Here is a 26,976-nt window from a genome sequence, read left to right as displayed (position 1 = left end):
TCCAATCCGACGCTTATTAGTGGTGACCTTCAGCATAATCTGAAGAGTGTTTCTGTAGATACTTCAAGATCAGTGCTTCACTGTCTGTATCTAGGTTAACGAACGCCAACATACCGTCGAACATACCTGGCCAGGTGTTCGCGTCGAAGTGCGCTTCCGCAGGTTGAGTGTGACATACAGAACAATTGGTCTTGTAGGCTTCACGAGATTTTTCCCAAACAGGATTGATGTCGTTCAGCATAGACTCTTTCTTAATCCATACTTTCGCCGCTACTTTTTCCCAAGGAAGGCCTGTTAACTCATCCACTTTTTTCTCACCAGTCGTCACAATGTTGCTGTCTGTTGCTGCTTCTTTCATCAGAGACGCAGTCGCAATGTTCTTACCGAAGTCTTCTTGAATTACACGACCAAAACCTTTTGCTTTGCGCCAACCGTCAATTTCGATCTCAACAAACTCGCCTTTGTCTTCAAGAACTTTAACGGTCGATGCAGGATTAAGAAGACCAGCTTCTTTACTGCCTTGCGCATCAAAGTAAATTGGTAGGTGACGAACGCTCACGAGTTGCTGACCAACGCCGTAATCTGTGTTAGAAGTCATACCCTCTAGATCACCCACGATACCGCCAATGCTGTCCATGCCTGCTGGTAGGTTGTGCGCAATACCCTTGTGACAGTCAACACAGCTTTGATCTTTCTCAGCGGCTTGCTTCATTTGGATACGAGCCGTAGGAGACATTTGCTCGAAATCCATCGATTCGTAGTTGTGACAGTTTTTACACTCCAGAGATTTGTTTGCCGAGAAACGATCCCATTCGTGTTTAGCAAGTTCGATACGACGCTCTTCGAACACACCCGGTTCGTCGTAGTTGCCAAATACTTGTGCAAATACTTCTTTAGAAGCTTGCATCTTACGAGCGATCTTATCTGTCCAGTTATGTGGAACGTGACAATCAGGACAGGTAGCACGAACACCAGAGTGGTTTTTCCAGTGCACCGTTTCTTGTAGCTCAACGTACACGTTGTCACGCATTGTGTGACAACTAATACAGAATTCTTCTGTGTTGGTTGCTTCTAGAGCGGTGTTAAAGCCACCCCAAAAGATAACACCAGCAATAAAGCCGCCCATAGTCAGCACACCTAGGCTGATATGTACAGCTGGGCGCGTCATGGTACGCCACAGTTTAATGATTAATGATTTCATTATTTGCTCTCTTAAAATCTTTTCAAAAGTGTGGTTATGAGCTCACTGGCTTACATGCCGTGCGCGCCTGGAGGCCCAAAGAAGAAGACTTGCAACATCCAAACGATGAACCCGTAGCCGCCAACAAAGGCCACACTCAGAATTGGGAAGAGAACAACTGCAATGAAGAGGAACGACTTCCACTCCAGGGAGCGTTTTTCACCACTCTCAATTTTATTAACATCACTCATACATTTGCCTATTTTGTATCTAGTGTTATTGAAAAGCCCGCGTAACCAAGCTTAAGTTTTTTACAATCTCTAATGGAAAATGTTAGACCATACTAATAGTAGGGTTCAATCAAATAAGCGACCTCAGACCTTGTAATTCAACACTTTTTTGAGCTCATCCAGAGATATGATGGATTGATGTTATTTATTAAAAAACATGAACAGATGTGACAAAATAAGTCTTTTAAGGAGTTGTTAAATAACCAACATTTAAGAAACATCGATCACATTTAAATCGTAATTACCATGCCATAAATCGACTTAAAAACTCCGAAAAAGATAACCACTTGTAAACAGAATGCTGCGTATTAATGTCTAAAATAGCACTCAAGGTTTACTTTAAGAACAGCAAAAAGTGCACATAGTGGTTCATATAAAGGGGAGGCTTAGATACAATTATTCGCGTATTTTCAAGGAGCGATTATGGATAACGTGGTGGATATAAGCTGGGTCAAACTGGCACTGTTTGGTTTGATTTTATTGGTCCCCTTCTTTATCAATGCCCGCTACAAATTAGGGATAGCAAAAGACACCATAATCAGTGTTATCCGAATGACACTTCAGCTCATATTGATTGGCGTGTATTTAGAATATCTTTTTCAATTAAACAGCTTACTTGTCAATATACTTTGGCTTGCCATCATGCTACTGATTGGTGCCAGCTCAATTGCGGGAAAAGCTCGCTTACCTAAAAAGCCACTTATGCTTCCGCTACTAACGGGCCTTACCTGTGGTCTAATACCACTTCTGATAGCAATTACAGCAGGCTTAGTGCAACCATCCCCTATTTACAATGCGCAGTACATGATCCCACTTGCTGGTATGTTATTGGGTAACAGCTTGAGTAGTAATATCATCGCTCTTCAGAATTTGTTTACGGCTTTTGAGCAGAGACAAGCAGAATATGAGGCTGCAATCTCACTTGGAGCCTCTCCTCGCTACGCATCCTTCCCCTTCATTCAGGATGCTCTTAGAAAGTCCCTTGCCCCGACTTTAGCTTCTATGGCCACTACAGGGCTGGTTACCTTACCGGGTATGATGACCGGTCAAATTCTAGGTGGCGCGAGCCCGATGGTTGCGATTAAATACCAGTTAGTAATTATGCTGGCTATTTTCGTCATGTTGAGTGCCTCCGTAACCATAACGTTAGAAATGACATTGCGCTGGGTACAAACCAAAGAAGGCCGAATCAAGATAAAAATCGAGCAACCCGAATCGACCAAAACTCACGGTTAGTTGGCGCTTGTGGGTAAAGCCCGTTAAACAACTCATGTTGCCAAGTCGAACGTACTTATAACTGAATAACTCAACTATTCTTCGAGCACTCATCAAGACGCTTTCAGATGAAAAGTCAGGTAGAATTCTTTTTGATATAAGCCTCTAATTTTATGAAATTTTCTTTGTAAGTTTAGATACGCACGACCTTTGATACAGGTTATCCACAGAAAATGTGGATAAGCCCCCAAAACCTATACGCAACCAGAAACATAGCAACATAAGTGATCAATCGAATCGTCATGCATTGATCACGTGACTGACATGTTCTAATTTTAAAGTAAAGGCAGTGACCACAAACTTGGAGAGACGTACATGGATGTCTTAATGATCAAAGAAAATTACGATGAACTCCTGTCCGATGCACCTCTGGATTGGCTAGTTCAAGAACCAAAGGAAGTAACTTCTCATTGGCTCCCAACCGATTTTGGCATCAACGAAGAGTTGATTTAGCATGACTCGACTTATTTGACATTTGCAGAGACAAATAAAAAGAAAGGCGAACCATCTGGTTCGCCTTTCTTGTGATCTTCTAAACTTATCGCAAATGGTTATCTTCATCGCGTAGATAAATCATCCAATACCACATGCCAACAAATACGCCACCACCAATAATGTTTCCTATCGTAACTGGAATTAGGTTGTTTACGATGAACCCCATCATGTTTAAGTCCGCGTAGTTTGCAATATCTGCCCCTGTCATTTGCCAAAACGCTTCTGGCGCAAAGTACTTAATACCAATCGCCATAGGTACTTGGAACATATTCGCAATACAGTGCTCAAAACCTGCCGACACGAACATAGCCACAGGCAAAATCATGACCGCTATTTTATCTGTCAATGTTCGCCCACTAAACGTCATCCAAACTGCAATACAAACTAATACGTTACACATAATGCCAAGCGCAACAGCGGCAAAGAAACCATGATGTAATTTGTGTTGGGAGATCGCCATCGCGTTGAGACCAACTTGGCCATGATCAAACATATATTGCTCGGTAACTAGCATACAGGCCACGAGCAAAATGGCCCCAACCATATTGCCAAAGTAAACCACCAACCAGTTTTTGATAAGTGCTTGCCAAGAGATTTTTCCACTCGCACGCGCAACTAGTGTCAGCACAGAGCTAGTGAAAAGCTCGCCGCCAGTAACCACCACCAAAATCAAACCAAGGCTAAATGCCAGACCACCAATGAGTCGTGTAATGCCCCAAGGCAGCTCGCCTGCGCCTGTCGTTACTGTGGTATAGAAGATGAAAGCAATACCAATATGAAGCCCCGCAGAAATGGCGAGCAGAAAAGATTTGATTGGAGCTTTCGTTGCTTTGCCTACCCCCACTTCAGCCGCGCGTTCCGCAGCTTGTGGCGGTAATAGTGAGTCAAACTGATTAAAGTTCATTCTGGTGTAACATTTAGAAACATTTAAAGAGGCGCGGATAATCGCTCTATTTCCCTATTTTTTCAAGTGCTATTTGGCGTGTTTACTAAAATCGTTGTTATTGGGAGATCAAGCAATAAATAGCGCCTATCATTCGCTACCGTAAGTATCATTGATACTTAACAAGTATTCGGCCTTTCGAACAAAGATCCTGCGTTATATCAGCCTGATAGCGCCATACTTAACACTTCTTGTCGTTGAATGTTGCCCAACGCTACTTTTCAGACTAGCTTGGTAAAAAAAGCGCAAAGGAATCATTTATGAAATATTCAGCTGAACATATCGCCGAATTGAATCTACTTCTTCAGTTCGACCTAAGTAGTGCTGCAACTGGTATTAAAGTTCATACAGACGCGTCAGAAGAAATGCAGGCAGCCGTTGCTCGTCTATATGAGAAGCAACTTTGTACACAGCCTGACGGTGGTTATCTAACAGACGAAGGCATTGAAGTTGCAGAACATGCAGATAAGATTTTAAGAGTTTTGTCTGTGTAATTTGAACAAAAAACGCCACCGAACTCGGTGGCGTTTTTTAGTCCTATATTTTTCCTGTCGATGCCTGTGGCAATAATCGCTTTTTCATTTTGCTAAATGGTTGAACCTTGTCATACAACCAGTTAAAACCAGTGGCATAAAATAGGAAGAAAACGAGGAAGCCGGCTTCCAGCATTAGAGCTTGAAGAAGCGTAATTTCTAAGAACCAGGCAATCACAGGTAGAGAGATAAAGATTAATCCTCCCTCGAAACCAATAGTGTGTCCAAGCCGCATCGCTAAACTTCGCTCAGCTCGATTGTCACCAAACCACTTATCAAAGTACAAGTTGTAGATGTAGTTCCATAGCACGGTATACATGCTCAACCCGACCCCAACCAACGCAAGATCACTAGAGCCCTTTCCAGTGATCAATGAAGCCGCTGGTACAATAATCGCGAGTGCGATTAACTCAAAAAGTACTGCATGAAAAATTCGTTCGTTACGAGTCATATTTCTCTGTCCAAATAGTTCTACTCAATGCTTAGAATTTTATCTATTATTTAGATAACCAAAAGTTAGATACCATCGGTTTAAGCGATATGTTTACCATCGAACAACTGCAAGCTTTTATTGCTACATCAGAAGCAGGATCATTTTCAGGAGCAGCTAGAAAACTGGGGCGAGCTCAATCTGTAGTGAGCCAGCACATCATGAATATGGAGATCGACTGTGGCGTTGAGCTTTTTGATCGATCAGGCAGGTACCCTAAATTAACTGAGAATGGCCTCGCTCTCGTACCCTATGCACAAGCAACAATCAGCCAACTCGACCGCCTAAACAATAGGGCATCGCAGCTCTTTTCCACGCCAACGAACAAATTAGTCTTAGCTATTGATGAAGGGATTCCTCTGACTCGCTTGCCGGATGTGCTAAAGAAGTTAGAGCAACGCTTTCCACACTTACAAGTTGAATGCTTAACGGCATCAAGCCCTGATATCATTGAATTGGTTAAGTCGGAACGCGCCACGACTGGGATTATTTTGAGTGATTTACAAATGCCAAGGCACATCGATTTCACCAATCTTGGCAATATTGCATTTGATGTCTATGTCTCTTCAACGCATCCTTTAGCAAAGCAGCAAATCACTCACATTGATCAACTAAAACAACATCGTCAATTGGTCATACGATCCAAAAGTGCAGAGCCATGTGGTCTCAATCAAGCATTTAGCCCAGATATCTGGTACGCTGATAACTACTATATTTTGTTGGAATTGGCGAATAAAGGGTTTGGTTGGTGCTTTCTACCACAGCATTTAGTCGCGTATTCACCTAATACATTAAAAAAAGTTGGGGATGATTTCACAAAACTGGCTTGGCAAGTCAATGTTGACCTTATTCAGCACCAGAAATGGCATTCAGATCCCCTCCATCAACAAGCCAAAGCAGAACTGCTCAACCTATTCGGGCAGACATAAGTAAGTAGGAAGACCCAAATGGCAAATACATTGATCGTAGGTGCAGGCTGGCTCGGAACTCCGCTAGCAGAAACATTGATGAAAGATGGACACTATGTTGTCGTCACTCGTCGTAGCCAAACTCGATTAAAAGAGTTACCCACTTCATTAACTCACTCCGCATTGTTCGATTTCAATCAATTGAACGCCACAGCACGGCTAGATGAGCTGCTCAAACAGCATCAAATTACGCACGTTATCGGTGCTTTTCCTCCAGGATTTCGTAAAGGACGCGGTCAAGAATATGCACAGCAATGGCAAATACTTGCCAACGCAGCTAAGCAAAACAACGTTGAAAAACTTCTCATGATCAGCTCTACCACGGTTTACCCTAACCTTGCTTCCGATATGGAAGAAGCTGACGCGTCACTCTCTTTAGCAGCCGAAAGCCCTTATTTCTCTGACAATGCACGTATTATGCTTCAAGCAGAGCAGCATGTTATCGACTCGAATATTAACTTTGTTATTCTACGTTGTAGCGGATTAATCGGGCCAGATAGACACCCATCTCGCTTTGCAGCAAGGCTTCAACAAGTTAGTCGTAAAGCACCAGCTAATATGCTTCATCAAGATGATGCTGTCTCGGCTGCGAAATTTGCCTTAGGCAATTTAAGCAACCAAGTCATTAACGTTACGACACCTCATACTGTCAGCAAGGCTGAGTTCTACCAAGCTGCCATAAACAAAATCGGAAGTGAGATACCTCTTCCACCCGTCACAGAGCAAGCTGACAAGCGTATTCTTGCTGACAAACTACTCTCACTTGGTTATCGATTTCACTTCAATTCAACTTTGGATGCGCTATGAGACTCTATAGACATATAGAAACGCTTTGGGATTACATGCAACTCAAACATGAACTGAAACCTGCGGACTGTTTGTTTGTGATGTGCAGTAATGATGTGCGTGTAGCGGAGCACGCTGCCAAGCTCTACCACCAAAAGTTGGCACCTTTGATTGTATTTTCAGGGGGTGAAGGTCGCTTCACAGATGGACTGTTTGAAAAAAGCGAAGCAGAAACCTTTGCCGAGATTGCAAAGATGTCGGGCGTTCCAAGTGAAGCAATTTTGCTCGAAACTGAATCCACAAACAGTGGAGAAAATGTTCGCTTTACTGAGCAACGATTAAAAGAGGAAGGAAAACAGTGTTCCTCGTTTATTCTGGTACAAAAACCGTTTATGGAGCGTAGAGCAATCGCGACATTTGAAAAACAGTGGCAGTCACCCTACACTCAGCTCCAAGTAAGCTCTGCGGCTCTTCCATTTTTTGAATACATTAATGAAGACATGCCATTAATGATGGTGCTAGAAGCACTAATGGAAGATTTCTCTCGCGTAAAAAGCTATCCAGAGAAAGGATTTCAAACCGAGCAGAACATCCCTCAGCAAGTCGAATCTTCTTACCAGGTTTTACTCGAGCGGTTTGGTTTTGACTTAGTCTAACTTTTTCTAACCGACAACAAAAAGCCACCAAGTTCGGTGGCTTTTCTGTATCAATACGGCTTATTTACCGAGCGCTTCTTTGTAATGTTGGCGGCATACGGAGACATACTTATCGTTACCGCCGATCGCAACTTGATCGCCTTCTTTAATTGCCACGCCGTGTTCATCGGTACGAATAACCATATTCGCTTTGCGGCCGCAATGGCAGATTGTTTTGAGCTCAACCAGCTTGTCTGCCCAAGATAATAGATACTTACTGCCTTCAAAAAGTTCGCCTAGAAAATCGGTGCGAAGGCCGTAACACAATACTGGAATATGCAACTTATCAACGACTTCAGTAAGTTGATAAACTTGTTCTTTCGACAAGAACTGACACTCATCAACAAGAATACAGTGACGTTTTTCAACCTCATTCAGAGCTGCGATCTCCTGATACAAATTGGTATCCTGACGAAATAAATGTGCGTCAGATTGAAGACCAATACGAGAGCTCACTTTACCGACACCAAAACGATCATCTAGCGCAGCCGTAAAAATAACTGGCGTCATGCCGCGTTCTTGATAGTTGAAAGAGGATTGAAGAAGCGTTGTTGATTTACCCGCATTCATTGCTGAGTAATAGAAATACATCTGAGCCACAGAGCATTACCTAAAGTTAAAGTTTTAATTTATGGAAATGGAAAATAAAAGGGCTGAATTATCAGCCCTTTAAAAATGAAAATTCAATTACTTACGACGCCACGTTGTGCCTTCTGGACCATCTTCCAGAACAATGCCCATTTCGGTCAGCTTGTCACGAGCCATATCTGCATTCGCCCAATCTTTCGCAGCACGAGAGTCGTTACGCAGCTTGATCAGAGCTTCGATTTCAGCCACTTCATCATCGTTACCCGCATCACCTTTTAGGAAGGCTTCAGGATCTTGGTGAAGAATACCTATCACGTCAGCTAGTTCACGCATTAGCGCACCTAGCTCGCTCGCTTTCTCTAGGTTTTCTGTCTTCAGGCGGTTAACTTCGCGCGCCATGTCGAACAGAACTGAGTACGCTTCTGGTGTATTGAAGTCATCGTTCATCGCTGCTGTAAAGCGAGATACGTACTCTTCACCACCAGCAGGAGCAGCATTTAGATCCAAACCACGTAGAGATGTGTACAGGCGCTCAAGCGAAGCACGTGCTTGGTTTAGGTTATCTTCGCTGTAGTTTAACTGGCTACGGTAGTGACCAGACATTAGGAAGTAACGCACTGTTTCAGCATCGTAGTGACCAAGAACGTCACGGATAGTAAAGAAGTTACCTAGAGATTTAGACATCTTCTCACGGTCTACCATTACCATGCCGCTGTGCATCCATGTGTTCACGTATTGTGTATCGTGTGCACAGCATGATTGTGCGATTTCATTTTCATGGTGTGGGAACTGAAGATCAGAACCGCCGCCGTGAATGTCGAAGTGGTTACCTAGGATTGAAGAGTTCATTGCTGAACACTCAATGTGCCAACCTGGACGACCAGGACCCCATGGTGACTCCCACGTTGGTTCACCCGGCTTAGACATCTTCCAAAGTACAAAGTCTAGAGGGCTGCGTTTTGCTGTTTCGATATCAACGCGCGCGCCAGCTTGAAGCTGATCAAGGTCTTGCTTAGAAAGCTTGCCGTATTCGTTGAACTTACCCACTTCAAACATTACGTCACCGTTATCTGCAACGTATGCAAAACCGCGCTCGATTAGCTTCTCAACCAATTCGATGATTTCAGCAATAAACTGTGTCGCACGAGGTTCAACGTCCGGGCGTTTCATGTTCAGCGCATCAAAATCAGCGTGCATTTCACCAATCAAACGCTCAGTCAATGAATCGCAAGACTCACCATTTTCTGCGGCACGTTTGATGATCTTATCGTCGATATCTGTGATGTTACGTACAAACGTCAGATCATAGCCCAAGTAGCGAAGGTAACGTGATACAACGTCAAAAGAGACGAAAGTACGACCGTGACCAATGTGACAGAGATCGTAGATGGTAACTCCACAGACATACATACCGACTTTGCCAGCTGTAATTGGTTTGAATTCCTCTTTCTGTCTTGTGAGTGTGTTATATATCTTTAACATGATCTCTATCTATGATTGTGAATGAATAAAAGAAGATGAGTATATCAACTCCAACCTAGTTAGGTAATAGCAATTAACCGATAAAACGATAATCGGCTAAACTTCAAGCACAAAACGAAGAATTTCCTCTTCCTGAGTTTTTAAAGCACTAGAACTTAGGCTAGAATCTCGGGCTCAACACAACACAGTAAAGGAAAGTAGCATGATCACCCTTCACACTAATTTTGGTGACATCAAGATTCAACTAAACGAAGAGAAAGCGCCAGAGACAAGCGCAAACTTCCTTCAGTACTGCCGCGACGGTTTCTACGACAACACGCTTTTCCACCGTGTTATTGACGGCTTCATGATCCAAGGTGGTGGTATGGAGTCTGGTCTACGTGAAAAAGCGACTCGTGCACCTATCAAGAACGAAGCAAACAACGGCCTAAGCAACAAAGTGGGTACACTTGCTATGGCACGTACTATGGAGCCGCATTCAGCAAGCTCTCAGTTCTTCATCAACGTAAACAACAACACATTCCTAGACTTCCGTAGCGAAAGCCTAGACGGTTGGGGTTACTGTGTGTTCGGTGAAGTAATCGAAGGCATGGACATCGTAAATAAGATCAAAGGCGTTAGCACTGGTTCTTACGGCATGCACCAAGACGTACCTCTAGAAGACGTAGTAATCACTGGTACAACAATTGAAGAGTAATTCTTAGGAATTATTTTTAAAAGATAAGTTAATGGGGAGGCATAGCTTCCCCTTATTTCTATGACGACATTATTTATTTCCGATCTTCACCTTACCCCATCACGTCCTGATATCACGGAATGTTTTGTGACGTTCATGCGAACAGAAGCAACAAAAGCTGATGCACTTTATGTACTCGGCGATCTGTTTGAGTTCTGGATTGGTGACGATGACAACACCCCTTTTGCAGACCAAATCCGTGCAGAATTTAAAGCACTGACGGATGCGGGTGTGCCAACTTTTTTCATCCAAGGCAATCGAGATTTTTTACTCGGCAAACGCTTTTGCAAAGAAACCGGTATGACATTACTCGACGATGTCTGCACGATTGATCTTTATGGTCAAAAAGCCGTAATCCTACATGGCGATACGCTCTGCATTGACGATGTGAAATACCAAGAGTTTAGAAAAACCGTTCACAAACCATGGCTACAATGGTTGTTTAACCGTATTCCTTGGTTCATTAAGAAGAAAATTGTCTCAAAAGTTCAATCCGATATTCGTGATGATAAAATGAGCAAGTCATTAGATATCATGGACGTCAACCAAAATGAGGTCGAGAAAGTGATGTCTCAGAACTGCGTCAACTTAATGATTCATGGTCACACACATCGCCCGAACACACATTTTTTTGACGTCGATGGCGTTAAAAAGACCCGAATTGTTTTAGGGGATTGGTATACGCAAGGCTCAGTTTTAAAAGTAAATTCTGATAGTTTTGACCTACAAACGAGACCGTTCATACAGAATTTGCGTTAAGCATGTAGAGCGTGTAGAAGATTCACGCTCAAGTCGTAGATATTTTGTAAAAAATCGCTATTATCATAATACTAAGTTAAACAGAACGAAGTACCTAATTGAAGTATTCTTACGTAGCTCGCCAACCGATTCTGGATAGAGAAAAACGAACCATAGGTTACGAACTCCTCTTTCGAGACGGCCCTAAAAATACCTTCCCTGAAGTAGAACCAGAGCTGGCTACTAGTCGACTGCTATCCGATCATTTTTTGTCGACGCATTACAACACATTAGGAAACAAACTTGGCTTTGTTAACTTTCCGCATCAAAGCTTGGTAAACTTGGTCCCAACTTTGTTCCCTAAAGAATCTCTCGTCATTGAAGTCCTTGAAGACTGCGAACCGACAGAAGAACTGTTAGAAGCCATCAAGCACCTTCATGAGTGCGGATACAAAATTGCTCTGGATGATTTTGTTCCGACGAAAGCTTGGAAGCGTTTTCTTCCATACGTTTCCATGATCAAGTTTGATATTAGACTTGTGCCGATCAAGAAAGCTGCCATTTTTATTCAGGCGTTGAGCCCATTTAAAATCGACTTTCTTGCGGAAAAGGTAGAGACCTATGAAGAGTTTGAGCAAGCTCTAGAAGCCGGTTTTAACTATTTTCAAGGGTATTTTTTTAGCAAACCTGAGATGATCCAGAAAAAACGGTTGAACCCCGCGTTTCTTACCGTCATCCAACTTTGTAAAGAGATTGCAGATAAGCCCATCGACTTCAATGAGGTTGAACGTCTGTTTTCGATTGATGTGACGCTGTCATACAAGCTGCTTACTTACGTAAATTCAGGATATACATTAACGACTAAGATCAAATCGTTCAGACAGGCGCTTATTTATCTGGGTGAAGAGCGACTACGACGCTTTATTTCCTTAGTTGCAATTGCGTCCGTTCAAGAAGATAAACCTGACTCTCTTTACTCTTTAGCGATTCAGCGTGCACGAATGTGTGAACTGTTACTTAGTCAAATGAACACTAGGTATGACCCTGGGCAGGCTTTTTTGACAGGCATGTTTTCTTTACTCGGCTCTTTGCTCGATCAACCGCTCTCGGATGTCATTGAAGATATCCCCGTTGACGAAGATATAAAACTCGCATTAACCAGTCGAAAAGGCGTACTTGGTCACTTACTTTCGATGACGATCGCCTATGAACAAGCGGACTGGGAGTTAGCCGAGCGATATTGCACCGTTCTTAAATTAACCGAACCTCAATTAGCGGACGCTTTTAATCAATCTACCGAGTGGGCTCAAGAACTGCTGTCTCAAACGCCCTAAATCGCTATAATGCCTCACCTCCAGCCTCGCAATTGTGAGGTTGTTTGTTTTTACCGCTTAATTAATCGAGATTTCATTTTATGGCTTCTTCTTGCCCTTGCGGATCTAACCGCACCTACCAACAGTGTTGTGAAATTGCCCACAACAACCATGCTGACGTCACCACTCCAGAGCAGTTAATGCGCTCTCGTTACAGTGCGCATGTGTTAGGTCTAGTCGATTACGTGGTCAACACTTATCATCCAAGCTGTAATGCAGAAGAGCAACGTGAAGGCATTGCCCAATCTATCGACAGCGATTGGTGCAAACTTGAAGTTGTAAAAACAGAAGCTGGCAGTAATAACAATGAAGGCTTTGTAGAGTTTAGCGCTTATTTTGATGAAGACGGCAAACGCTACTGCATGACCGAGCGTTCTCGTTTCGTGAAAGAAAATGGGCTTTGGTACTACATTGACGGCACGTTTCCAGAAAAAGAGCTAGAAGAAGAACCAGAACAAGATCCTCGCCTAAACCAACCAGTGAGTAGCCTAAAAGTAGGTCGCAACGACCCGTGTATCTGTGGAAGCGGTAAGAAATTTAAGAAGTGTTGTGGGTAAGATCATCCACTCCTAGCTTATTGAGCTCTCTTTAATGAGATTCCTGATCTCGTCTAGGCTCGTTGGAGTGACGTGAATATATGTACCTGTTTGAAGTAAATAACTCTACTGCAAGCACCATTAGAAAATATACCGTCATTCTTAACAGCGAGGAACGAGTGTGATTCAGAATCTAATCGCTACTAGCACTGTTGCCGGTTTTACCCCGAATCAAGAACACTAAATTAAAAAAGCCCCTAGGCTCGAGAGCATAGGGGCTTTCACTTATCTATAGCAAGCTTACTTATGACGCTCTTTCAGTTTGTTCACTACGTCATTCATCGATAAGCCTTGGTCTTGAAGCAATACCATTAAGTGATAAATCAAATCTGCTGATTCACACACTAACTCCGCCTTATCGCCCGACGTCGCCGCAAGCGCGACTTCAACGCCTTCTTCGCCCACTTTTTGCGAAATACGCTTGGTGCCACGGGCATAAAGACTGGCAGTATAAGAGGAATCTGGGTCGGCACTCTTGCGGGCAGCCAGTAACTGCTCAAGTTGATGAAGCCACACCATTTGTGACTCCTCTTGAGGGTCCACATCCCAGCAAGTTGTGTTACCCAGGTGACACGTAGGGCCAATGGGATTAACTTTCACCAGTAGCGTATCGTTGTCGCAATCGAGCTGCATGTTCACCAATTGCAATACGTTGCCAGAAGTCTCACCTTTCGTCCAAAGACGTTGCTTGGTACGAGAGAAAAACGTCACTTGACCCGTTTCGCCCGTTTTTGCCAACGCATCTTGGTTCATGTAACCCATCATCAGCACTTGGCTTGATTGGAAATCTTGTACGATGGCAGGTACCAGACCATCCACCTTTTCCCAGTTGATTCGCTCAGCTAGCGAACTTACTTCGGCGGCTTTCACACTCATAGTCGTACCTCAATGCCTTGTTGTTTCAAATACTGCTTTAATTCACCAATGTTGATGACTTGTTTGTGGAATACCGATGCGGCAAGCGCGCCATCCACATTGGCTTTTTGGTATGCTTCCGCAAAGTGCTCCATAGCACCCGCGCCACCCGATGCAATCAGCGGTACATTACATACTTCGCGCACCATATTCAGTTGTTCGATATCGTAGCCGTTACGCACACCGTCTTGGTTCATCATGTTCAGTACGATTTCACCAGCGCCGCGTTTTTGTACTTCTTGCACCCAATCACGCGTTTCCCATTGGGTCGCTTTGGTGCGTTCTTCATCACCAGTAAACTGGTAAACCTGATACTTGCCCGTCTCTTTGTCGTAGTATGAATCGATACCAACGACGATACATTGCACACCAAACTTATCAGCAAGGTCAGTAATCAACTGAGGGTTCGCCAAGGCAGGAGAGTTAATAGATACCTTATCTGCACCAAACTCAAGAATGCGCGCCGCGTCCTCTGCTGATTTAATGCCACCAGCCACACAGAACGGAATATCAATCACTTCTGCAACGCGAGCGACCCAACTTTTATCAACGACACGCCCATCACTTGAAGCGGTAATATCGTAGAACACAAGCTCGTCAGCGCCTTCTTCCGCATAACGCTGCGCCAGAGGAACGATGTCGCCAATGATTTCGTGGTTGCGGAACTGGACGCCCTTCACCACTTGTCCATCACGAACATCAAGACATGGAATTATTCGCTTTGCCAGCATGCAAATGCCTCCTCTGCTGTGAACTTACCATCTAACAGCGCACGACCAACAATCACGCCAGCAACACCGCTGCCTTTTAGCGCTTCGATATCTGCTAATGAACCGATGCCACCTGAAGATTGGAACTGCACTTGTGGGTATTGTTTACATAAGTCGATGTAAAGCTCAACGTTTGAGCCTTCTAGCGTACCGTCACGAGAAATGTCCGTACAAAGCACGTGCTGCAAACCTACCGTTAAGTAATCGTTGATCAGAGCTTCGATGGTCACGCCTGAGTCTTCTTGCCAACCAGAGATCGCCACTTTACGCGTACCGTCTTGATCGATGTTGATGTCTAGCGCGAGAACGATTTTCTCTGCGCCGTATTTTTCCATCCAACCTTTCACAAGCTCTGGCTGTTTTACTGCTGTTGAGCCAACGACAACACGCTGAGCCCCCGCTTCTAGCAGATCAATCACGTCTTGCTCTGTGCGCACTCCGCCACCGATTTGGATGTTCGCTGGCGTGCTTGCTAGTAGCTTTGCAATTAAATCAAGTTGACGTGCTGTCGTGTCTTTCGCGCCAGTTAAATCCACTAAGTGCAGCCAGTTAGCACCCGCTTGGTGGTACAAGTTGAACTGCTCTGCTGGGTCGACTTTGTACTCAGTTACTTGGCCGTAATCACCTTGATAAAGGCGAACCACCTGTCCTTCAATTAAATCAAGAGCTGGAATAATCACACTAAATCCCTTTTATAATTCTAAGAAGTTTTGAATAAGCTTCGCGCCCGCTTTTGAAGAACGCTCAGGGTGGAATTGCACACCATAATAGTTACCGCTTTGAACCGCAGCAGTGAATGGATTTCCGTAATCACATTCGGCAATGGTGTAATCCCCAACAGGCATCGCAAAGCTGTGCACGAAGTAGAAATACTCTCCTTCTTCAATACCTTTGAAAAGTGGATTACCTGCTTTTGCAGAGACTGTGTTCCAACCCATATGCGGCAGCGGCAAGTCTCCTGTTTGTAGCAACTTCACTTCGCCTTCACAAAGTCCGAGACACTCAACCAACTCGTCGGCTTTCTGGCCTTTTTCTTGAGACACTTTGCCCAGCAGTTGCATGCCTAAACAGATACCTAGTAATGGCTTTTCTACCTGTTTTACCAAGCTGATCAGATCGCGCTCTTCTAGGTTCTTCATCGCTTCGCTAGCAGTTCCCACGCCCGGTAGGAATAGCTTATCTGCCGACAATACAACTTGCGGATCTTTTGAAATCGTTACGTCATAGCCTAGGCGTTCAATAGCAAACTTCACCGAAGAAACGTTGGCACAGCCAGTATCGATAATGACAACTTTCTGTTCTGTCACTGTTTTTCTCCTTGCTAACGTTAGCCTTAAAGCACGCCTTTACTACTTGGTAGCTCAGTGCCTTCTACTTTGATTGCTTGGCGTAACGTACGACCAAACGCTTTAAATAGACTTTCAATGATGTGGTGATCATTGTTGCCCGCAGAAGAAAGGTGCAACGTACATGCTAATGTGTCAGTCAGAGAGCGGAAGAAGTGAACTACCATCTCTGTTGAAAGATCACCCACTTGCTCACGACTGAATTGCGCGTCGAACTTAAGGTAAGGACGACCTGACAGGTCTAGTGCGCATTGTGCCAAACACTCATCCATTGGAAGGCTAAAGCCAAAGCGACCAATACCACGCTTGTCACCCAGTGCTTCTTTCAACGCTTGACCTAACGCAAGAGCGGTATCTTCCACTGTGTGGTGATCATCAATGTGCAGGTCACCTTCTACTTTGCACACCATCTGGAACCCGCCGTGTGTCGCAATTTGATCCAGCATGTGGTCGAAGAAGCCAAGACCAGTAGAGATGTCATTGCCGCCTTGTTCATCAAGATTAACGAATACTTTGATGTCTGTTTCTTTTGTGGTGCGAACGACTTCAGCAACGCGCGCCTTCACCGTGAGATCTTTCAGGATCTGTTTCCAACCCATGGTTTCCGGGTTGTATTGAATGCCACGAATTGCCATGTTTTCTGCAAGTTGAAGATCGGTTTGACGATCGCCAATCACAACAGAGTTTTGGAAATCCACTTTGCCACCTTGAAGATACTCTTTTACCAAGCCTAATTTAGGCTTACGGCATGAGCAGTTATCTTCATCAAAGTGAGGACAAATCAGCACGTCATCAAATTTCACACCTTGAGATTCAAAGATCTCCATCATCATGTTGTGTGGTGCATCAAAATCAGCTTGTGGGTAACTGTCGGTACCCAAACCATCTTGGTTCGTGACCATCACTAGACGGTATCCTGCATCCTGCAACGACAACAGGCTTGGGATAACAAATGGCTCCAGTTTTAGTTTATCTAAACGGTCTACTTGAAAATCAATCGGCGGCTCAACAATTAAGGTGCCATCACGATCAATAAAAAGGATTTTTTGTTGTTTGCTCACTCGAACTTCCTTATTGCTATTCTTTTGGCGCTCCCGCTATTGAGCGAGAGCGATAAATTCTGTCTCTATTTATGCGTAGTAGTTTCTGATAAATCCAAGCGTTTTTTCGCACTCGTCACGGTTACCCACACTGATACGCACACAGTTTTCAATTGGCGAGTTACGCAAAATAATGCCCGTATCCCAAGCAGCTTTGAAAAGGTCATCGCCATCTGGGAATTTCACCAATAGGTAGTTTCCCCACCCTTCAAACACTTCCAAGCCCGGAATCATTGAAAGGCCAACTTGCAAGTAAGCACGGTTTGCATTCAAATCGAGAACTTGAAACTTCGCTCGCGCTAAACCAGCTTCCGAAAGTGCCTGAGTCGCAATTTCTGCCACTGGAACTGGGACTGGGTAAGGTGCGATAACTTTAAGAAGTACATTAATCAGCTCTTCGTTCGCAAGCGTAAATCCACAACGCAGACCTGCAAGCGCAAAAGCTTTCGACAGAGTACGCAGAATCGCAAGATTCGGGTATTGCGCCAGTAAATCTACCGTTGACGCTTCTGGACAAAAATCGATGTATGCTTCATCCATCACCACGATTGCTCGGTCTTTTGTCATCTCAAGCAGAGACACAATGTCCTCACGCTTAACCAAGTTACCTGTTGGGTTGTTTGGCGAACATACAAAAACCAGTTTCACGTTATCCAGATTAGCTTCGATGCCTGCAAGGTCTAGTTGCCAATCTGACGTTAGCGGCACGGTTTTGCGCTCTACACCGATGGTTTCTGCACTGATGGCGTACATGCCGTAAGTTGGTGGGCAGTAAAGAATCGCATCTTCACCCGGCTCACAGAATGCACGAATTAATAACTCAATACCTTCGTCTGCGCCGCGAGAAGTCAGTGTTTGTTCTGGCTTCACACCCGCATACGCTGCGTAAGCGGAAATCAGTTCTTTCGGTTGGCATTCGCTGTAACGATTAAGACGAGCAAAGTCTGTTTTGTATTCATTGTTAAATGGTGATTCGTTGGCATTTAGCCATACGTCACCCGTACCACCGATTCGGCGAGCCGACATATAAGGGGTAAGCTGTTGGACTTGTTTACGCGCTAGCTTTTCCATCTCATTACTCTCTTATTCTTTCTTACTTGCTAATTTTTCTACGCGGATAGTAACAGCACGTTTGTGAGCGTCCAGACCTTCTGCTTCAGCCATCGTGACTACCGTTGGTGCAAGGTTCTTTAAACCATCAGCAGAAAGCTCCTGAACCGTCATTCGTTTAGAGAAATCCGCCAAACCTAAGCTTGAATAAGTACGTGTGTAACCGTAAGTAGGAAGGACGTGGTTAGTCCCCGATGCGTAATCTCCCGCAGATTCAGGCGACCAATCCCCAAGGAAGATAGAGCCTGCATTATCAAGTAGAGGTAGAAGCTCACGAGGGTTCTTAGTCTGAACAATCAAGTGCTCAGGACCGTAGTAATTGGAAATAGAAACTGACTGCGTCATCGACTCGGAAATAATGATCAAGCTTGATGCCAGAGCCTTTTCTGCGATGTCTTCACGAGATAGCTCCTTAAGCTGACGTTGAACCGCATCCGTCACTTGATCAGCAATCACAGGAGAAGAAGTCACAAGTACCACTTGAGAATCAGGACCGTGTTCCGCTTGGCTCAAAAGATCCGCAGCGATAAAGTCTGCATCTGCGGTTTCATCGGCAATTACAAGAACTTCTGATGGACCTGCTGGCATATCAATCGCAGCACCACGGAAATCATTACTTACCTGACGTTTTGCTTCGGTCACGTAAGCGTTGCCCGGACCAAAGATCTTATCTACTTTCGATACAGTCTCGGTGCCATAAGCCATTGCAGCAACTGCTTGGCCACCACCGACGTTATACACCTCATCAATGCCACACAGTTTCGCGACATAAAGGATCTCATCAGCGATTGGGGGTGGAGAACAAAGAACGACTTTACGACAACCTGCAATTTTTGCAGGAACGCCGAGCATCAAAACAGTCGATGGCAAAGGCGCACTGCCACCAGGAATGTACAAACCCACTTTTTGAATTGGGCGTGTTACTTGTTCACAAAGGACACCTGGCTGGGTTTCCACCTTGATCGGTTGCGGCTTTTGCGCTTTGTGGAACTTAGAAATATTGGCGTAAGCTTGCTCTAGTGCGCTCTTCATTGACTCTGACAAACGCTCTGACGCTGCCTTAATTTCCTGAGAAGAAACACGAATGGATTCAGGCTTAACACGGTCAAACTTTTCTGTCAGCTCAATAAGAGCAGAGTCACCTTCTTCTCGAACTTTAGCAATAACTTCGGCCACAGCAGTGGTGATATTGGCACCTTCTGCAATAGCAGGGCGCTCCAAAATAGAGTCTTGCTGATTCTCACTTAATGATTGCCAAACGACTGTTCTCATGATGCTTACTCCATCATTTTTTCAATTGGTAGAACGAGAATTGAACTTGCGCCCAACTCTTTCAGCTGTTCCATTGTTTCCCAGAATAGGTTTTCAGAACTCACTAAGTGAACAGCCATTTTCTGCTTATCTGCAGAAAGAGGAAGAACAGTTGGGTCTTCAGCACCTGGCAGTAGTGCTTTAATTTGATCTAACTTCTCTGCTGGGGCGTGAAGCATAATGTACTTAGATTCTTTCGCTTGCTGCACGCCTTGCATGCGAGTTAACAGCTTTTCGATTAGCGCCACTTTGTCTGCGTCGAACTCACCTGTGCGTTGAATCAATGTCGCTTTTGATTTGAAGATAATTTCAGCTTCTTTAAGGCCGTTCGCTTCCAGTGTTGCACCTGTAGAAACCAAATCAGCGATAGCATCAGCGAGACCCGCGCGAGGGGCAACTTCTACAGAGCCTGTCAGCATACATGTAGAGAATGGAACGCCGGCTTCATCCATGTACGCTTTTAGAAGTTGAGGATACGTTGTAGCAATACGCTTGCCAGCTAAGTCTTGTGGACCGTTGTACTCTTCGTCCTTGTCGATTGCGATAGATAAACGACAGCCACCAAAATCAAGTCGACGAAGCTGAACAAACTCGCAGGGTTCACCTAATGCTTTGCGGTCAAGGCGAACTTCTTCTAGTTCATTTTCGCCAATAAAGCCAAGGTCAACCACGCCATCCATAATTAAACCTGGGATGTCGTCGTCACGAACCAAGAGTAAATCAATTGGCATATTTTCAGAATGGACAACTAAACGCTCGCCCATTACGTTGAACTTTACGCCGCACTGTTTTAGTAGAGCTTGACTCTCTTTGCTAAGACGACCTTTTTTCTGAATTGCGATTCTTAAACGTTGTGTTTGCATTGCTTTGTCCCTATGCAAGATTTTGATATCTAAGTATTTTTCAAACTAATAAAACTAAAAAACCCTCGGGAGATTGAAGTCTCCCGAGGGTTTAAAATCTGCTTTTACTTTGATTTTACCTCCGGGAGTTTCCTGCCTCCCGGGTATGCGTACATCGCCCGAAAGACTAGATTGGGTGATGATGGTGATGAATGTTCATTACAAAATTACGCATACTTATTTCAAGGCTCTTCTCATTTGCTTTGTTACCAACAACACTAACCAAGCTGATTACTTTTTTCAACCCTTAATTTTAAAAAAATTCGAATTGTATAATACAAATAAAAAAGGAGGCCGAAGCCTCCTATAAATTTACTTTTTAAATCAGTGAATTACGCACTCTGGCAAGACGCTATTTTAGACTTTGAAAGCCATGACAAAATAGCGCAAACGATAATGAATGTTATCGACGCTGCAATGAACGAGAACGCTATTGAAGCAGTCATACCAAGGGCAATAAAGCCGACGCATGAAACAAGCGCGACTGATAATGCATAAGGTAGCTGTGTTGATACGTGATCAATGTGGTTACAACGTGCACCCGTCGATGACAAGATAGTCGTATCTGAGATTGGTGAACAATGGTCACCGAATACCGCACCAGCTAAAACCGCACTCAGCATCGGTAGCATTAGCGCTACGTCTGTTGCGCCAGCCATGTCTCCAGCGATTGGAAGCATGATGCCGAACGTACCCCATGAAGTACCTGTTGAGAACGCCATCAGGCCAGACAACAAGAATAGGATAACTGGGAGCCAATGAGGGTTGATATTGCCCTGCGCCATTGTCGAAAGGTAAGTACCAGTCTTCATATCACCGATAACAGAACCAATGGTCCAGGCAAATACTAAGATTAGAATCGCACCAAACATAGACTTAGCACCAATCCAAAGTGTACGTGCGATCTCAGCCATTGGTAGACCTTGCTTCACAACAGTAAACAGTGCAACTGCTAAGCCAAGCAAGCTACCGTAGATTAGTGATGTACCTACATCTGTATTTTCAAAAGCACCAAGAAGCGCAAACTCCTTACCATCAGCAGCCAATGCTTGGCCACCCGTGTAAAGCATTGAAGCGATAGTCGCGATAATCAGCGTCACGATAGGAAGTATCAAATCTGACACTTTACCCTTTTCACTTTCACGGATATCTAGCTCTTCGTTTAGGTCATGCGCTTCTTGCGAGTCATTTTCTTTGTCTTTATCAAAGCCACGACCTTGCGATGCAGAGATCTCATGCTCACGCATTTTACCAATATCAAGACCAAACCACGCAACAGCGAACACCATTAGCAGCGCAAAAACGGCGTAGAAGTTCATTGGAATAAGACGAACATATGCGCCAAGAGCCGAATACTCTGTGATCCCATGTGAGACTAAGATCCCGCCAATAATAGTAATAATGTAAGCACCCCAGCTAGAAGCAGGCATAATTACACACATTGGAGCAGCGGTTGAGTCTAGAATGTACGCAAGCTTAGCGCGAGACACATAAAAGCGATCGGTTACTGGGCGAGAGATCGCACCAACAGCAAGGCTATTAAAGTAATCATCGACAAAAATGAATACGCCTAAAAAGGCGGCAAGAAGTTTGGAGCCGCGTTTACTCTTCACTCGAGATTGTGCCCATTCAGCAAAAGCACGAGTACCGCCAGATAGCGTTAATAAAGCTGTTGTCATACCTAATAAGATTAGGAAACCAACAATGCTCATGTTCCAAGTGTTAATTCCGCCATCTTCAATAAAGACAGAAGAAACTTGAGAACTGACGTAACCTGCGGTGTCGCTGATAGACCAGCTATTAAGTAGCACCGCACCTAGCACGATACCTACACCCAAGGAAACTAATACACGTCGAGTCAAAATCGCCAAAGTCAAAGCGACAATAGGTGGCAATAATGAAACAGGAGAACTAGAAAAATCTATTAAATTCATGATCTTCAAAAACCAAAGTTTGGCTAGAGATCTACTGCAGACAAGTCACGTAGCATACGATACGTGCTCATGTTGAACTTAGCGACAGGGAAGCGAACACTCCACCCAACCCTACAGTAGCGCTCCATAGTTTAATGTGAATATATACTATGGCAGTGTTGTTCCTTTCAGATACAACCCCAGCAAGTAACTTTGATGAGTTACTTACTTCGGCAATCTTCGCCTTCCACTATTATTCATTGGCATCACCCCAATAATAGCTACTCTTCGAGACCGCGCCTCTACGGCAACAACAAACAATTAACCACTAACTGTACAAATTAACAACAAATTGTCTGCAATATTGCATCAGGTGGCAGCCATTGTACTTATGATGAGAGTCAATGCAACACATCAAACTAAATTAAACAAATAAATAATGACTGAGATAATTTATAAACCTTGCCTACTTCCATAAGTTTTGTGCAACTGAAATCACATCAATCATGTTATTTATGAAACATTATTACTACCTTAGAAATATCATGGTTTATCTTATATCAATAAATTAAGGATATATGACACAGCATTAAAGATGGATGCTTCATATTTTTAAGTAATAACTCAAATTTTTTTATAAAAAACCAAGCTGTCACTCTCTCTATACAATAATGATTGTTGATTTTAGTTCTCATCTAATAATGATTTATTTCGAGTGTAATAATATTAATTGCTTTAAAAAATAGTCAAATTTAAACAAAATCTTGATTTAGCATTTGCACATAAGGAAAAGATAAAGTTAAATATAAGGACTCTTTGTTTATTTATAGATTGGCATTATTTAATCGTAACGATAAAAAGTGCCCAACACATTAACCTTTTAATAGGAATCGTTATGTCAGAGCTGACTAAAACCCTTCTAAATATCCGTAGCCTTCGTGCATTTTCTCGTGAGCTGACTCTAGAACAATTGGAAGAAGCTCTAGATAAACTCACTACTGTCGTAGATGAGCGTCGTGAAGCAGAAGAAGCAGAACGCGCAGCACAAGCAGAGCAAGAAGCTAAGCTTGCAGAGATTGCTGAGAAAATCGCTCAAGACGGTATTGACGTAGAAGCACTTATTACTGCGCTATCTGGCGAAACTAAGACGAAAGGCAAAGCGAAGCGCGCACCTCGCCCTGCTAAATACAAATACACAGATTCAAACGGTAATGAGAAAACTTGGACTGGCCAAGGTCGTACACCTTCGGCGATTCAAGAGCAACTTGATGCAGGTAAATCTCTGGATGAGTTCCTAATCTAGATCCGTGCTATTTTTAAAAGGCTCCCATAGGGAGCCTTTTTTATTTAAACCATTACAAATAAAAAAGGCACATTTCTTAATGTGCCTTTTACTTTAGTTACAGAATAGTTAATTAAATCGCTTCGTATTAACGTTCCCAGTATGCTTCTTCTAGGCTATCTTCTCGCTCAGGAAGTCCGCGCGACAATCGTGGTGAATGTTGCACGAGAACTTCGTAGCTAGCACGGTTTGCGTATTTGCAGACTTGAGAAAAAGAAGAGTAAGTTAAATACTCGTTACTGTGCTTGCTTGAATTAGGCACATTTTCTTTATGGTATTTATTTGCTGCCATATCATGAAGAACAGCAGATAACGCAGCATCACCTGCGCCATTTGTATTCTTAATTTTTTCTGGGCCACCCATATATGGCGAGATATGCGAGTACACTTTTATTGGCGTCTCGCATGAGTCTTTTTTCGCCGGACGACTGAATTCATAACGATTAAATTCAGCAATTGACCCTGGAAGTAATGGCAAAGAAGTTTCGCGCTTCGCGCTATCCTCCGTATACCCAGCCATAAATAGACCTACAGGACCCGCCGTGCACAATACTAGATCAGCCCACTCCAATGTTTTATCAGACGCAGCAAGTGGATCAGATTCCCCCGTCAGTGCTTCTGCTTCATCTTCATTCATCGCAACGACTGAAACGTTATCTCGAATGAATTCTTGCCAATATTTAGGGTCATCTTGAATAACAAACTTTGTGCCTAAAGTCAGAACAACAGGCACATCATTTTTTTTCGCGTACTCAATCGCTTTCATTGTTGCTTCGGGCATTGGGTCGCCGTCTTTGCAACGTACTAGATATGACGTCAGTACAAGTGCTGATGCATTTTTAAAGATTTTCTCTGGAATGCTATCAGGATGGAGTTGGTTCATTTGCCCTTCGCTGATAGCAAAAGTACGTTCACCGTCTTCTGTGATAAGAGCAAAACAACGGCCAATTGCACCATCTACACCTTGTAGGTAGTTCAAATCCATGCGACTTGATGTATTACAAAGATAACGGTAACCGTAGCTGCCAATCTTAATATCCTGGCTCATCACTCCAAGTAGTGTGGAGCGATCATCCGCTAGCACGGAGTAGTTATGTAGCGTGTTACCAATTGTACCGCCCGCATACTCATTGGTAATCAAGTTCTCTTCTTTCAGTTGCTGGTATAACTCTTCTGCTCTTTCGTCATCGATAACCAGAGAGTGACCTTTACTCAGACCGTACTTTTCAATCACATCCGTTGTAACTTTTGCTTCAATATCAACCAAGGTTTGGTCAATACCAATGATGTGAGTGCGCGTCATCTTCTTGCTTTCTTGTGCTTGGCTCACCAGCGGGTCACGAGCATGAACAGGAAAATAGTGCTTCGATTTGCGTTGTCCAGGAAATTTCATATTGTCAGTCTGAGTAAGGGGATGAAAAGGAGAGCGGATTCTATACCGCTAATAATAAAGCAGCAATAAAAGCGATTATAGCAAACGTTTGCTGACTACTTTTTTCTTTTAGGTGGCTTATTCACCTTCCATAAAGCTGAGATCTGGTAGTTGCTCAAGGTGCTCGCTATAACGCTTTAGGTTGAACTCACCTTCATTCTTCATTACATCAAAAATCTCAATTGACATCGCACATGCCATCATCGCAACCGCATCTTCACGTGGTGTGCCAGTCATCATTAAACGCATAAGGGTTTCTTTTACTTTAAGCGGGTTACCATCTTCGAGCTGATTTTCAACAATTTCAATCAACTCACTTTCTTGCATAAATTGGTTTTCTTCTGTCATTTGGTGTTTCCTCTTGGATTTTGGCCAACTATGCCATATATACCTCTTCTATACTTGCGAAATTACTCGTTCGAATCTTTGTTGAAGAAAAATCCAGCGAAACGAATTGTGATTTCGATCTCGGATCTGTCACCGGTCTGTGGATTCTGATAGAATCTGCATCCCGTTTATTTAAGTGGTGTTTAGTAATGTCTGATAACAGCCAAAAGAAAGTCATCGTCGGTATGTCCGGCGGCGTTGATTCATCTGTTTCCGCGTATCTTCTAAAGCAGCAAGGCTACCAAGTAGAAGGCCTTTTCATGAAGAACTGGGAAGAAGATGACAACGAAGAATATTGTACAGCGGCAGAAGATCTTGCTGACGCTCAGGCAGTATGTGACAAGCTAGGCATCCACCTACACACTATCAACTTTGCTGCCGAATACTGGGATAACGTATTTGAGTACTTCCTTGCTGAATACAAAGCTGGCCGTACTCCGAACCCTGACATTCTTTGTAACAAAGAAATCAAGTTCAAAGCATTCCTAGAATTCGCTGATGAAGTACTTGATGCTGATTACATTGCAATGGGCCACTATGTGCGTCGCTCTTTCCCAGAAAATGGTGAAAAACCACAGATGCTGCGTGGTCTAGATGGCAACAAAGATCAAAGCTACTTCCTGTACACATTAAGCAACGAGCAAATCGCACGTAGCCTATTCCCTGTTGGTGATCTAGAGAAGCCAGAAGTGCGCCGCATTGCGGAAGAACAAGATCTAATTACCGCTAAGAAGAAAGACTCAACTGGTATTTGTTTCATCGGTGAACGCAAGTTTACAGAATTCCTCGGTCGCTACCTTCCAGCTCAGCCTGGTAATATCGAGACGCCAGAAGGCGAAGTGATTGGTCAACACCAAGGCCTGATGTACCACACACTTGGTCAGCGTAAAGGTCTACACATCGGTGGCCGTAAAGGCGGCGGTGGTAACGAGGACCCATGGTTCGTTGGTGAGAAAGATCTAGAACGTAACGTTTTGATTGCTGTTCAAGGTAAAGACCATCCAATGTTGAAATCAGAAGGTCTACTTGCATCACAACTTCATTGGGTAGATCGTGAGCCAATTCGCGATGTTATGAAGTGCACAGTGAAAACTCGTTACCGTCAGGAAGATATTCCTTGTACAATCATCCCTATCGATGATGAAAACATTAAAGTTATCTTTGACGAGCCACAAATTGCTGTAACTCCAGGTCAATCAGCAGTGTTCTACGAAGGTGACGTGTGCCTAGGTGGCGGCATCATCGAGCAACGCATTAAATATTCTCAAGCTTAGGAGTCG

General features: G+C 43.7%; 29 protein-coding genes, 1 riboswitch and 1 other annotated feature. Of the genes, 12 read left to right on the top strand and 17 right to left on the bottom strand.

All coding sequences use genetic code 11. The features are described from left to right. Nucleotides 1–16 precede the first annotated feature (16 nt). Both torC and torE read right to left on the bottom strand, forming a co-directional pair. Complete coding sequence (torC, locus tag R7M72_RS14895) at nucleotides 17–1,201, bottom strand: pentaheme c-type cytochrome TorC (protein WP_005378139.1); 1,185 nt, start codon at nucleotides 1,199–1,201, stop codon at nucleotides 17–19. A gap of 50 nt (nucleotides 1,202–1,251) precedes the next feature. Next, the gene (torE, locus tag R7M72_RS14890) at nucleotides 1,252–1,431 is read right to left on the bottom strand and encodes a trimethylamine N-oxide reductase system protein TorE (RefSeq protein WP_005378141.1); all 180 of its coding nucleotides are present in this window, start codon (nucleotides 1,429–1,431) and stop codon (nucleotides 1,252–1,254) included. Nucleotides 1,432–1,893: 462 nt separating this feature from the next. On the opposite strand from torE, the gene R7M72_RS14885 reads away from it, so the two are divergent. Together R7M72_RS14885 and R7M72_RS14880 are read left to right on the top strand one after the other, a co-directional pair. Continuing rightward, a complete protein-coding gene (locus R7M72_RS14885; protein ID WP_054574026.1) occupies nucleotides 1,894–2,706 on the top strand; it encodes an ABC transporter permease in 813 nt (270 codons plus the stop codon). 354 nt (nucleotides 2,707–3,060) lie between these two features. Further along, nucleotides 3,061–3,198 carry a hypothetical protein gene (locus R7M72_RS14880; RefSeq protein WP_005378145.1) on the top strand — a complete coding sequence of 46 codons (138 nt, stop codon included), beginning with the start codon at nucleotides 3,061–3,063 and terminating at the stop codon, nucleotides 3,196–3,198. Nucleotides 3,199–3,283: 85 nt separating this feature from the next. Here R7M72_RS14880 and focA read toward each other — a convergent pair whose 3' ends face one another. Beyond that, nucleotides 3,284–4,144, bottom strand: coding sequence for a formate transporter FocA (focA, locus tag R7M72_RS14875; protein ID WP_054575138.1), 861 nt, complete (start codon nucleotides 4,142–4,144; stop codon nucleotides 3,284–3,286). A 299-nt stretch (nucleotides 4,145–4,443) separates the two neighbouring features. On the opposite strand from focA, the gene R7M72_RS14870 reads away from it, so the two are divergent. Continuing rightward, nucleotides 4,444–4,677 carry a TIGR02647 family protein gene (locus R7M72_RS14870; RefSeq protein ID WP_005378148.1) on the top strand — a complete coding sequence of 78 codons (234 nt, stop codon included), beginning with the start codon at nucleotides 4,444–4,446 and terminating at the stop codon, nucleotides 4,675–4,677. Between the two features lie 43 nt (nucleotides 4,678–4,720). On the opposite strand, the gene R7M72_RS14865 is transcribed toward R7M72_RS14870, so the two are convergent. After that, nucleotides 4,721–5,167, bottom strand: coding sequence for a PACE efflux transporter (locus R7M72_RS14865; RefSeq protein WP_025766871.1), 447 nt, complete (start codon nucleotides 5,165–5,167; stop codon nucleotides 4,721–4,723). Nucleotides 5,168–5,256: 89 nt separating this feature from the next. On the opposite strand from R7M72_RS14865, the gene R7M72_RS14860 reads away from it, so the two are divergent. From R7M72_RS14860 to R7M72_RS14850, 3 genes are read left to right on the top strand one after another with little or no spacing between them, the layout of a single operon-like run. Next, the gene (locus tag R7M72_RS14860) at nucleotides 5,257–6,135 is read left to right on the top strand and encodes a LysR family transcriptional regulator (protein ID WP_005378151.1); all 879 of its coding nucleotides are present in this window, start codon (nucleotides 5,257–5,259) and stop codon (nucleotides 6,133–6,135) included. Nucleotides 6,136–6,153: 18 nt separating this feature from the next. Further along, nucleotides 6,154–6,981 (top strand): NAD-dependent epimerase/dehydratase family protein, encoded by an 828-nt coding sequence (locus R7M72_RS14855; RefSeq protein WP_025766873.1) that lies wholly within the window; start codon nucleotides 6,154–6,156, stop codon nucleotides 6,979–6,981. Then, nucleotides 6,978–7,616, top strand: coding sequence for a YdcF family protein (locus R7M72_RS14850; protein WP_025766874.1), 639 nt, complete (start codon nucleotides 6,978–6,980; stop codon nucleotides 7,614–7,616). Before R7M72_RS14855 ends, R7M72_RS14850 begins: the two co-directional genes overlap by 4 nt. Before the next feature lie 60 nt (nucleotides 7,617–7,676). On the opposite strand, the gene R7M72_RS14845 is transcribed toward R7M72_RS14850, so the two are convergent. Next, nucleotides 7,677–8,255: a thymidine kinase gene (locus R7M72_RS14845; RefSeq protein ID WP_005378154.1), complete on the bottom strand. Its 579-nt coding sequence runs from the start codon at nucleotides 8,253–8,255 to the stop codon at nucleotides 7,677–7,679. An 87-nt stretch (nucleotides 8,256–8,342) separates the two neighbouring features. Beyond that, nucleotides 8,343–9,725 carry a cysteine--tRNA ligase gene (cysS, locus tag R7M72_RS14840; RefSeq protein ID WP_005378155.1) on the bottom strand — a complete coding sequence of 461 codons (1,383 nt, stop codon included), beginning with the start codon at nucleotides 9,723–9,725 and terminating at the stop codon, nucleotides 8,343–8,345. Between the two features lie 202 nt (nucleotides 9,726–9,927). On the opposite strand from cysS, the gene R7M72_RS14835 reads away from it, so the two are divergent. The 4 genes from R7M72_RS14835 to R7M72_RS14820 all read left to right on the top strand — a co-directional run bounded on the left by R7M72_RS14835 (nucleotide 9,928) and on the right by R7M72_RS14820 (nucleotide 13,129). After that, nucleotides 9,928–10,422: a peptidylprolyl isomerase gene (locus R7M72_RS14835; RefSeq protein ID WP_005378156.1), complete on the top strand. Its 495-nt coding sequence runs from the start codon at nucleotides 9,928–9,930 to the stop codon at nucleotides 10,420–10,422. A 60-nt stretch (nucleotides 10,423–10,482) separates the two neighbouring features. Beyond that, nucleotides 10,483–11,220 carry a UDP-2,3-diacylglucosamine diphosphatase gene (lpxH, locus tag R7M72_RS14830; protein ID WP_005389817.1) on the top strand — a complete coding sequence of 246 codons (738 nt, stop codon included), beginning with the start codon at nucleotides 10,483–10,485 and terminating at the stop codon, nucleotides 11,218–11,220. Nucleotides 11,221–11,318: 98 nt separating this feature from the next. After that, entirely contained in the window at nucleotides 11,319–12,533 is a 1,215-nt protein-coding gene (locus R7M72_RS14825; RefSeq protein WP_005378158.1) for an EAL and HDOD domain-containing protein, read from the top strand. 80 nt (nucleotides 12,534–12,613) lie between these two features. Next, nucleotides 12,614–13,129 (top strand): YchJ family protein, encoded by a 516-nt coding sequence (locus R7M72_RS14820; protein WP_171344584.1) that lies wholly within the window; start codon nucleotides 12,614–12,616, stop codon nucleotides 13,127–13,129. Between the two features lie 279 nt (nucleotides 13,130–13,408). Here R7M72_RS14820 and hisIE read toward each other — a convergent pair whose 3' ends face one another. From hisIE to tet(35), 9 genes are all read right to left on the bottom strand, one after another. After that, the gene (gene hisIE / locus R7M72_RS14815; protein WP_005533681.1) at nucleotides 13,409–14,044 is read right to left on the bottom strand and encodes a bifunctional phosphoribosyl-AMP cyclohydrolase/phosphoribosyl-ATP diphosphatase HisIE; all 636 of its coding nucleotides are present in this window, start codon (nucleotides 14,042–14,044) and stop codon (nucleotides 13,409–13,411) included. Then, nucleotides 14,041–14,814: an imidazole glycerol phosphate synthase subunit HisF gene (gene hisF, locus R7M72_RS14810; RefSeq protein ID WP_004749837.1), complete on the bottom strand. Its 774-nt coding sequence runs from the start codon at nucleotides 14,812–14,814 to the stop codon at nucleotides 14,041–14,043. The genes hisIE and hisF overlap by 4 nt, the downstream gene beginning before the upstream one ends. Beyond that, nucleotides 14,796–15,533, bottom strand: a complete 738-nt coding sequence (hisA, locus tag R7M72_RS14805; RefSeq protein WP_025766876.1) for a 1-(5-phosphoribosyl)-5-[(5-phosphoribosylamino)methylideneamino]imidazole-4-carboxamide isomerase — start codon at nucleotides 15,531–15,533, stop codon at nucleotides 14,796–14,798. Before hisA ends, hisF begins: the two co-directional genes overlap by 19 nt. 12 nt (nucleotides 15,534–15,545) lie before the next feature. After that, nucleotides 15,546–16,160 (bottom strand): imidazole glycerol phosphate synthase subunit HisH, encoded by a 615-nt coding sequence (gene hisH / locus R7M72_RS14800; RefSeq protein WP_315956953.1) that lies wholly within the window; start codon nucleotides 16,158–16,160, stop codon nucleotides 15,546–15,548. Nucleotides 16,161–16,186: 26 nt separating this feature from the next. After that, nucleotides 16,187–17,260, bottom strand: coding sequence for a bifunctional histidinol-phosphatase/imidazoleglycerol-phosphate dehydratase HisB (gene hisB / locus R7M72_RS14795; RefSeq protein WP_005389832.1), 1,074 nt, complete (start codon nucleotides 17,258–17,260; stop codon nucleotides 16,187–16,189). Nucleotides 17,261–17,329: 69 nt separating this feature from the next. Further along, nucleotides 17,330–18,370, bottom strand: coding sequence for a histidinol-phosphate transaminase (gene hisC / locus R7M72_RS14790; RefSeq protein WP_017634689.1), 1,041 nt, complete (start codon nucleotides 18,368–18,370; stop codon nucleotides 17,330–17,332). Nucleotides 18,371–18,382: 12 nt separating this feature from the next. Continuing rightward, entirely contained in the window at nucleotides 18,383–19,681 is a 1,299-nt protein-coding gene (gene hisD, locus R7M72_RS14785) for a histidinol dehydrogenase (RefSeq protein ID WP_025766878.1), read from the bottom strand. Between the two features lie 5 nt (nucleotides 19,682–19,686). Continuing rightward, on the bottom strand, nucleotides 19,687–20,583 hold the full coding sequence (hisG, locus tag R7M72_RS14780) for an ATP phosphoribosyltransferase (protein ID WP_005378180.1): 897 nt from the start codon (nucleotides 20,581–20,583) through the stop codon (nucleotides 19,687–19,689). Nucleotides 20,584–20,636: 53 nt separating this feature from the next. After that, nucleotides 20,637–20,774 (bottom strand) — a sequence feature (His leader region). A gap of 180 nt (nucleotides 20,775–20,954) precedes the next feature. Continuing rightward, on the bottom strand, nucleotides 20,955–22,556 hold the full coding sequence (tet(35), locus tag R7M72_RS14775; RefSeq protein ID WP_017634691.1) for a tetracycline efflux Na+/H+ antiporter family transporter Tet(35): 1,602 nt from the start codon (nucleotides 22,554–22,556) through the stop codon (nucleotides 20,955–20,957). A gap of 109 nt (nucleotides 22,557–22,665) precedes the next feature. After that, nucleotides 22,666–22,848, bottom strand: a riboswitch (Lysine riboswitch). A gap of 582 nt (nucleotides 22,849–23,430) precedes the next feature. On the opposite strand from tet(35), the gene R7M72_RS14770 reads away from it, so the two are divergent. Then, the gene (locus tag R7M72_RS14770) at nucleotides 23,431–23,838 is read left to right on the top strand and encodes an H-NS family nucleoid-associated regulatory protein (RefSeq protein WP_005378185.1); all 408 of its coding nucleotides are present in this window, start codon (nucleotides 23,431–23,433) and stop codon (nucleotides 23,836–23,838) included. 127 nt (nucleotides 23,839–23,965) lie between these two features. Here the strand turns inward: R7M72_RS14770 and R7M72_RS14765 are convergent, their stop codons facing one another. After that, nucleotides 23,966–25,270: an inosine/guanosine kinase gene (locus tag R7M72_RS14765; protein WP_005378187.1), complete on the bottom strand. Its 1,305-nt coding sequence runs from the start codon at nucleotides 25,268–25,270 to the stop codon at nucleotides 23,966–23,968. 117 nt (nucleotides 25,271–25,387) lie between these two features. Continuing rightward, nucleotides 25,388–25,657 carry a hypothetical protein gene (locus R7M72_RS14760; protein WP_005378190.1) on the bottom strand — a complete coding sequence of 90 codons (270 nt, stop codon included), beginning with the start codon at nucleotides 25,655–25,657 and terminating at the stop codon, nucleotides 25,388–25,390. A 188-nt stretch (nucleotides 25,658–25,845) separates the two neighbouring features. On the opposite strand from R7M72_RS14760, the gene mnmA reads away from it, so the two are divergent. After that, entirely contained in the window at nucleotides 25,846–26,970 is a 1,125-nt protein-coding gene (gene mnmA, locus R7M72_RS14755) for a tRNA 2-thiouridine(34) synthase MnmA (RefSeq protein ID WP_315956952.1), read from the top strand. Nucleotides 26,971–26,976: the final 6 nt, after the last annotated feature.

The sequence above is a fragment of the Vibrio sp. YT-18 genome (genome assembly GCF_033337345.1).
Lineage (GTDB): Bacteria > Pseudomonadota > Gammaproteobacteria > Enterobacterales > Vibrionaceae > Vibrio > Vibrio alginolyticus.
This window is presented reverse-complemented; position numbering and strand designations above follow the sequence as displayed.

What these genes read in the sequence shown, in the direction of transcription:
- R7M72_RS14870 (WP_005378148.1), top strand. Translation starts at nt 4,444, where the DNA reads ATGAAATATTCAGCTGAACATATCGCCGAATTGAATCTACTTCTTCAG.
- cysS (WP_005378155.1), bottom strand. Translation starts at nt 9,725, where the DNA reads ATGTTAAAGATATATAACACACTCACAAGACAGAAAGAGGAATTCAAA.
- R7M72_RS14885 (WP_054574026.1), top strand. Translation starts at nt 1,894, where the DNA reads ATGGATAACGTGGTGGATATAAGCTGGGTCAAACTGGCACTGTTTGGT.
- mnmA (WP_315956952.1), top strand. Translation starts at nt 25,846, where the DNA reads ATGTCTGATAACAGCCAAAAGAAAGTCATCGTCGGTATGTCCGGCGGC.
- hisC (WP_017634689.1), bottom strand. Translation starts at nt 18,370, where the DNA reads ATGGAAAAGCTAGCGCGTAAACAAGTCCAACAGCTTACCCCTTATATG.
- torC (WP_005378139.1), bottom strand. Translation starts at nt 1,201, where the DNA reads ATGAAATCATTAATCATTAAACTGTGGCGTACCATGACGCGCCCAGCT.
- R7M72_RS14855 (WP_025766873.1), top strand. Translation starts at nt 6,154, where the DNA reads ATGGCAAATACATTGATCGTAGGTGCAGGCTGGCTCGGAACTCCGCTA.
- hisIE (WP_005533681.1), bottom strand. Translation starts at nt 14,044, where the DNA reads ATGAGTGTGAAAGCCGCCGAAGTAAGTTCGCTAGCTGAGCGAATCAAC.
- R7M72_RS14865 (WP_025766871.1), bottom strand. Translation starts at nt 5,167, where the DNA reads ATGACTCGTAACGAACGAATTTTTCATGCAGTACTTTTTGAGTTAATC.
- hisD (WP_025766878.1), bottom strand. Translation starts at nt 19,681, where the DNA reads ATGAGAACAGTCGTTTGGCAATCATTAAGTGAGAATCAGCAAGACTCT.
- hisF (WP_004749837.1), bottom strand. Translation starts at nt 14,814, where the DNA reads ATGCTGGCAAAGCGAATAATTCCATGTCTTGATGTTCGTGATGGACAA.
- R7M72_RS14880 (WP_005378145.1), top strand. Translation starts at nt 3,061, where the DNA reads ATGGATGTCTTAATGATCAAAGAAAATTACGATGAACTCCTGTCCGAT.
- R7M72_RS14820 (WP_171344584.1), top strand. Translation starts at nt 12,614, where the DNA reads ATGGCTTCTTCTTGCCCTTGCGGATCTAACCGCACCTACCAACAGTGT.
- torE (WP_005378141.1), bottom strand. Translation starts at nt 1,431, where the DNA reads ATGAGTGATGTTAATAAAATTGAGAGTGGTGAAAAACGCTCCCTGGAG.
- R7M72_RS14760 (WP_005378190.1), bottom strand. Translation starts at nt 25,657, where the DNA reads ATGACAGAAGAAAACCAATTTATGCAAGAAAGTGAGTTGATTGAAATT.
- R7M72_RS14765 (WP_005378187.1), bottom strand. Translation starts at nt 25,270, where the DNA reads ATGAAATTTCCTGGACAACGCAAATCGAAGCACTATTTTCCTGTTCAT.
- R7M72_RS14835 (WP_005378156.1), top strand. Translation starts at nt 9,928, where the DNA reads ATGATCACCCTTCACACTAATTTTGGTGACATCAAGATTCAACTAAAC.
- R7M72_RS14850 (WP_025766874.1), top strand. Translation starts at nt 6,978, where the DNA reads ATGAGACTCTATAGACATATAGAAACGCTTTGGGATTACATGCAACTC.
- hisG (WP_005378180.1), bottom strand. Translation starts at nt 20,583, where the DNA reads ATGCAAACACAACGTTTAAGAATCGCAATTCAGAAAAAAGGTCGTCTT.
- R7M72_RS14860 (WP_005378151.1), top strand. Translation starts at nt 5,257, where the DNA reads ATGTTTACCATCGAACAACTGCAAGCTTTTATTGCTACATCAGAAGCA.
- lpxH (WP_005389817.1), top strand. Translation starts at nt 10,483, where the DNA reads ATGACGACATTATTTATTTCCGATCTTCACCTTACCCCATCACGTCCT.
- R7M72_RS14770 (WP_005378185.1), top strand. Translation starts at nt 23,431, where the DNA reads ATGTCAGAGCTGACTAAAACCCTTCTAAATATCCGTAGCCTTCGTGCA.
- focA (WP_054575138.1), bottom strand. Translation starts at nt 4,144, where the DNA reads ATGAACTTTAATCAGTTTGACTCACTATTACCGCCACAAGCTGCGGAA.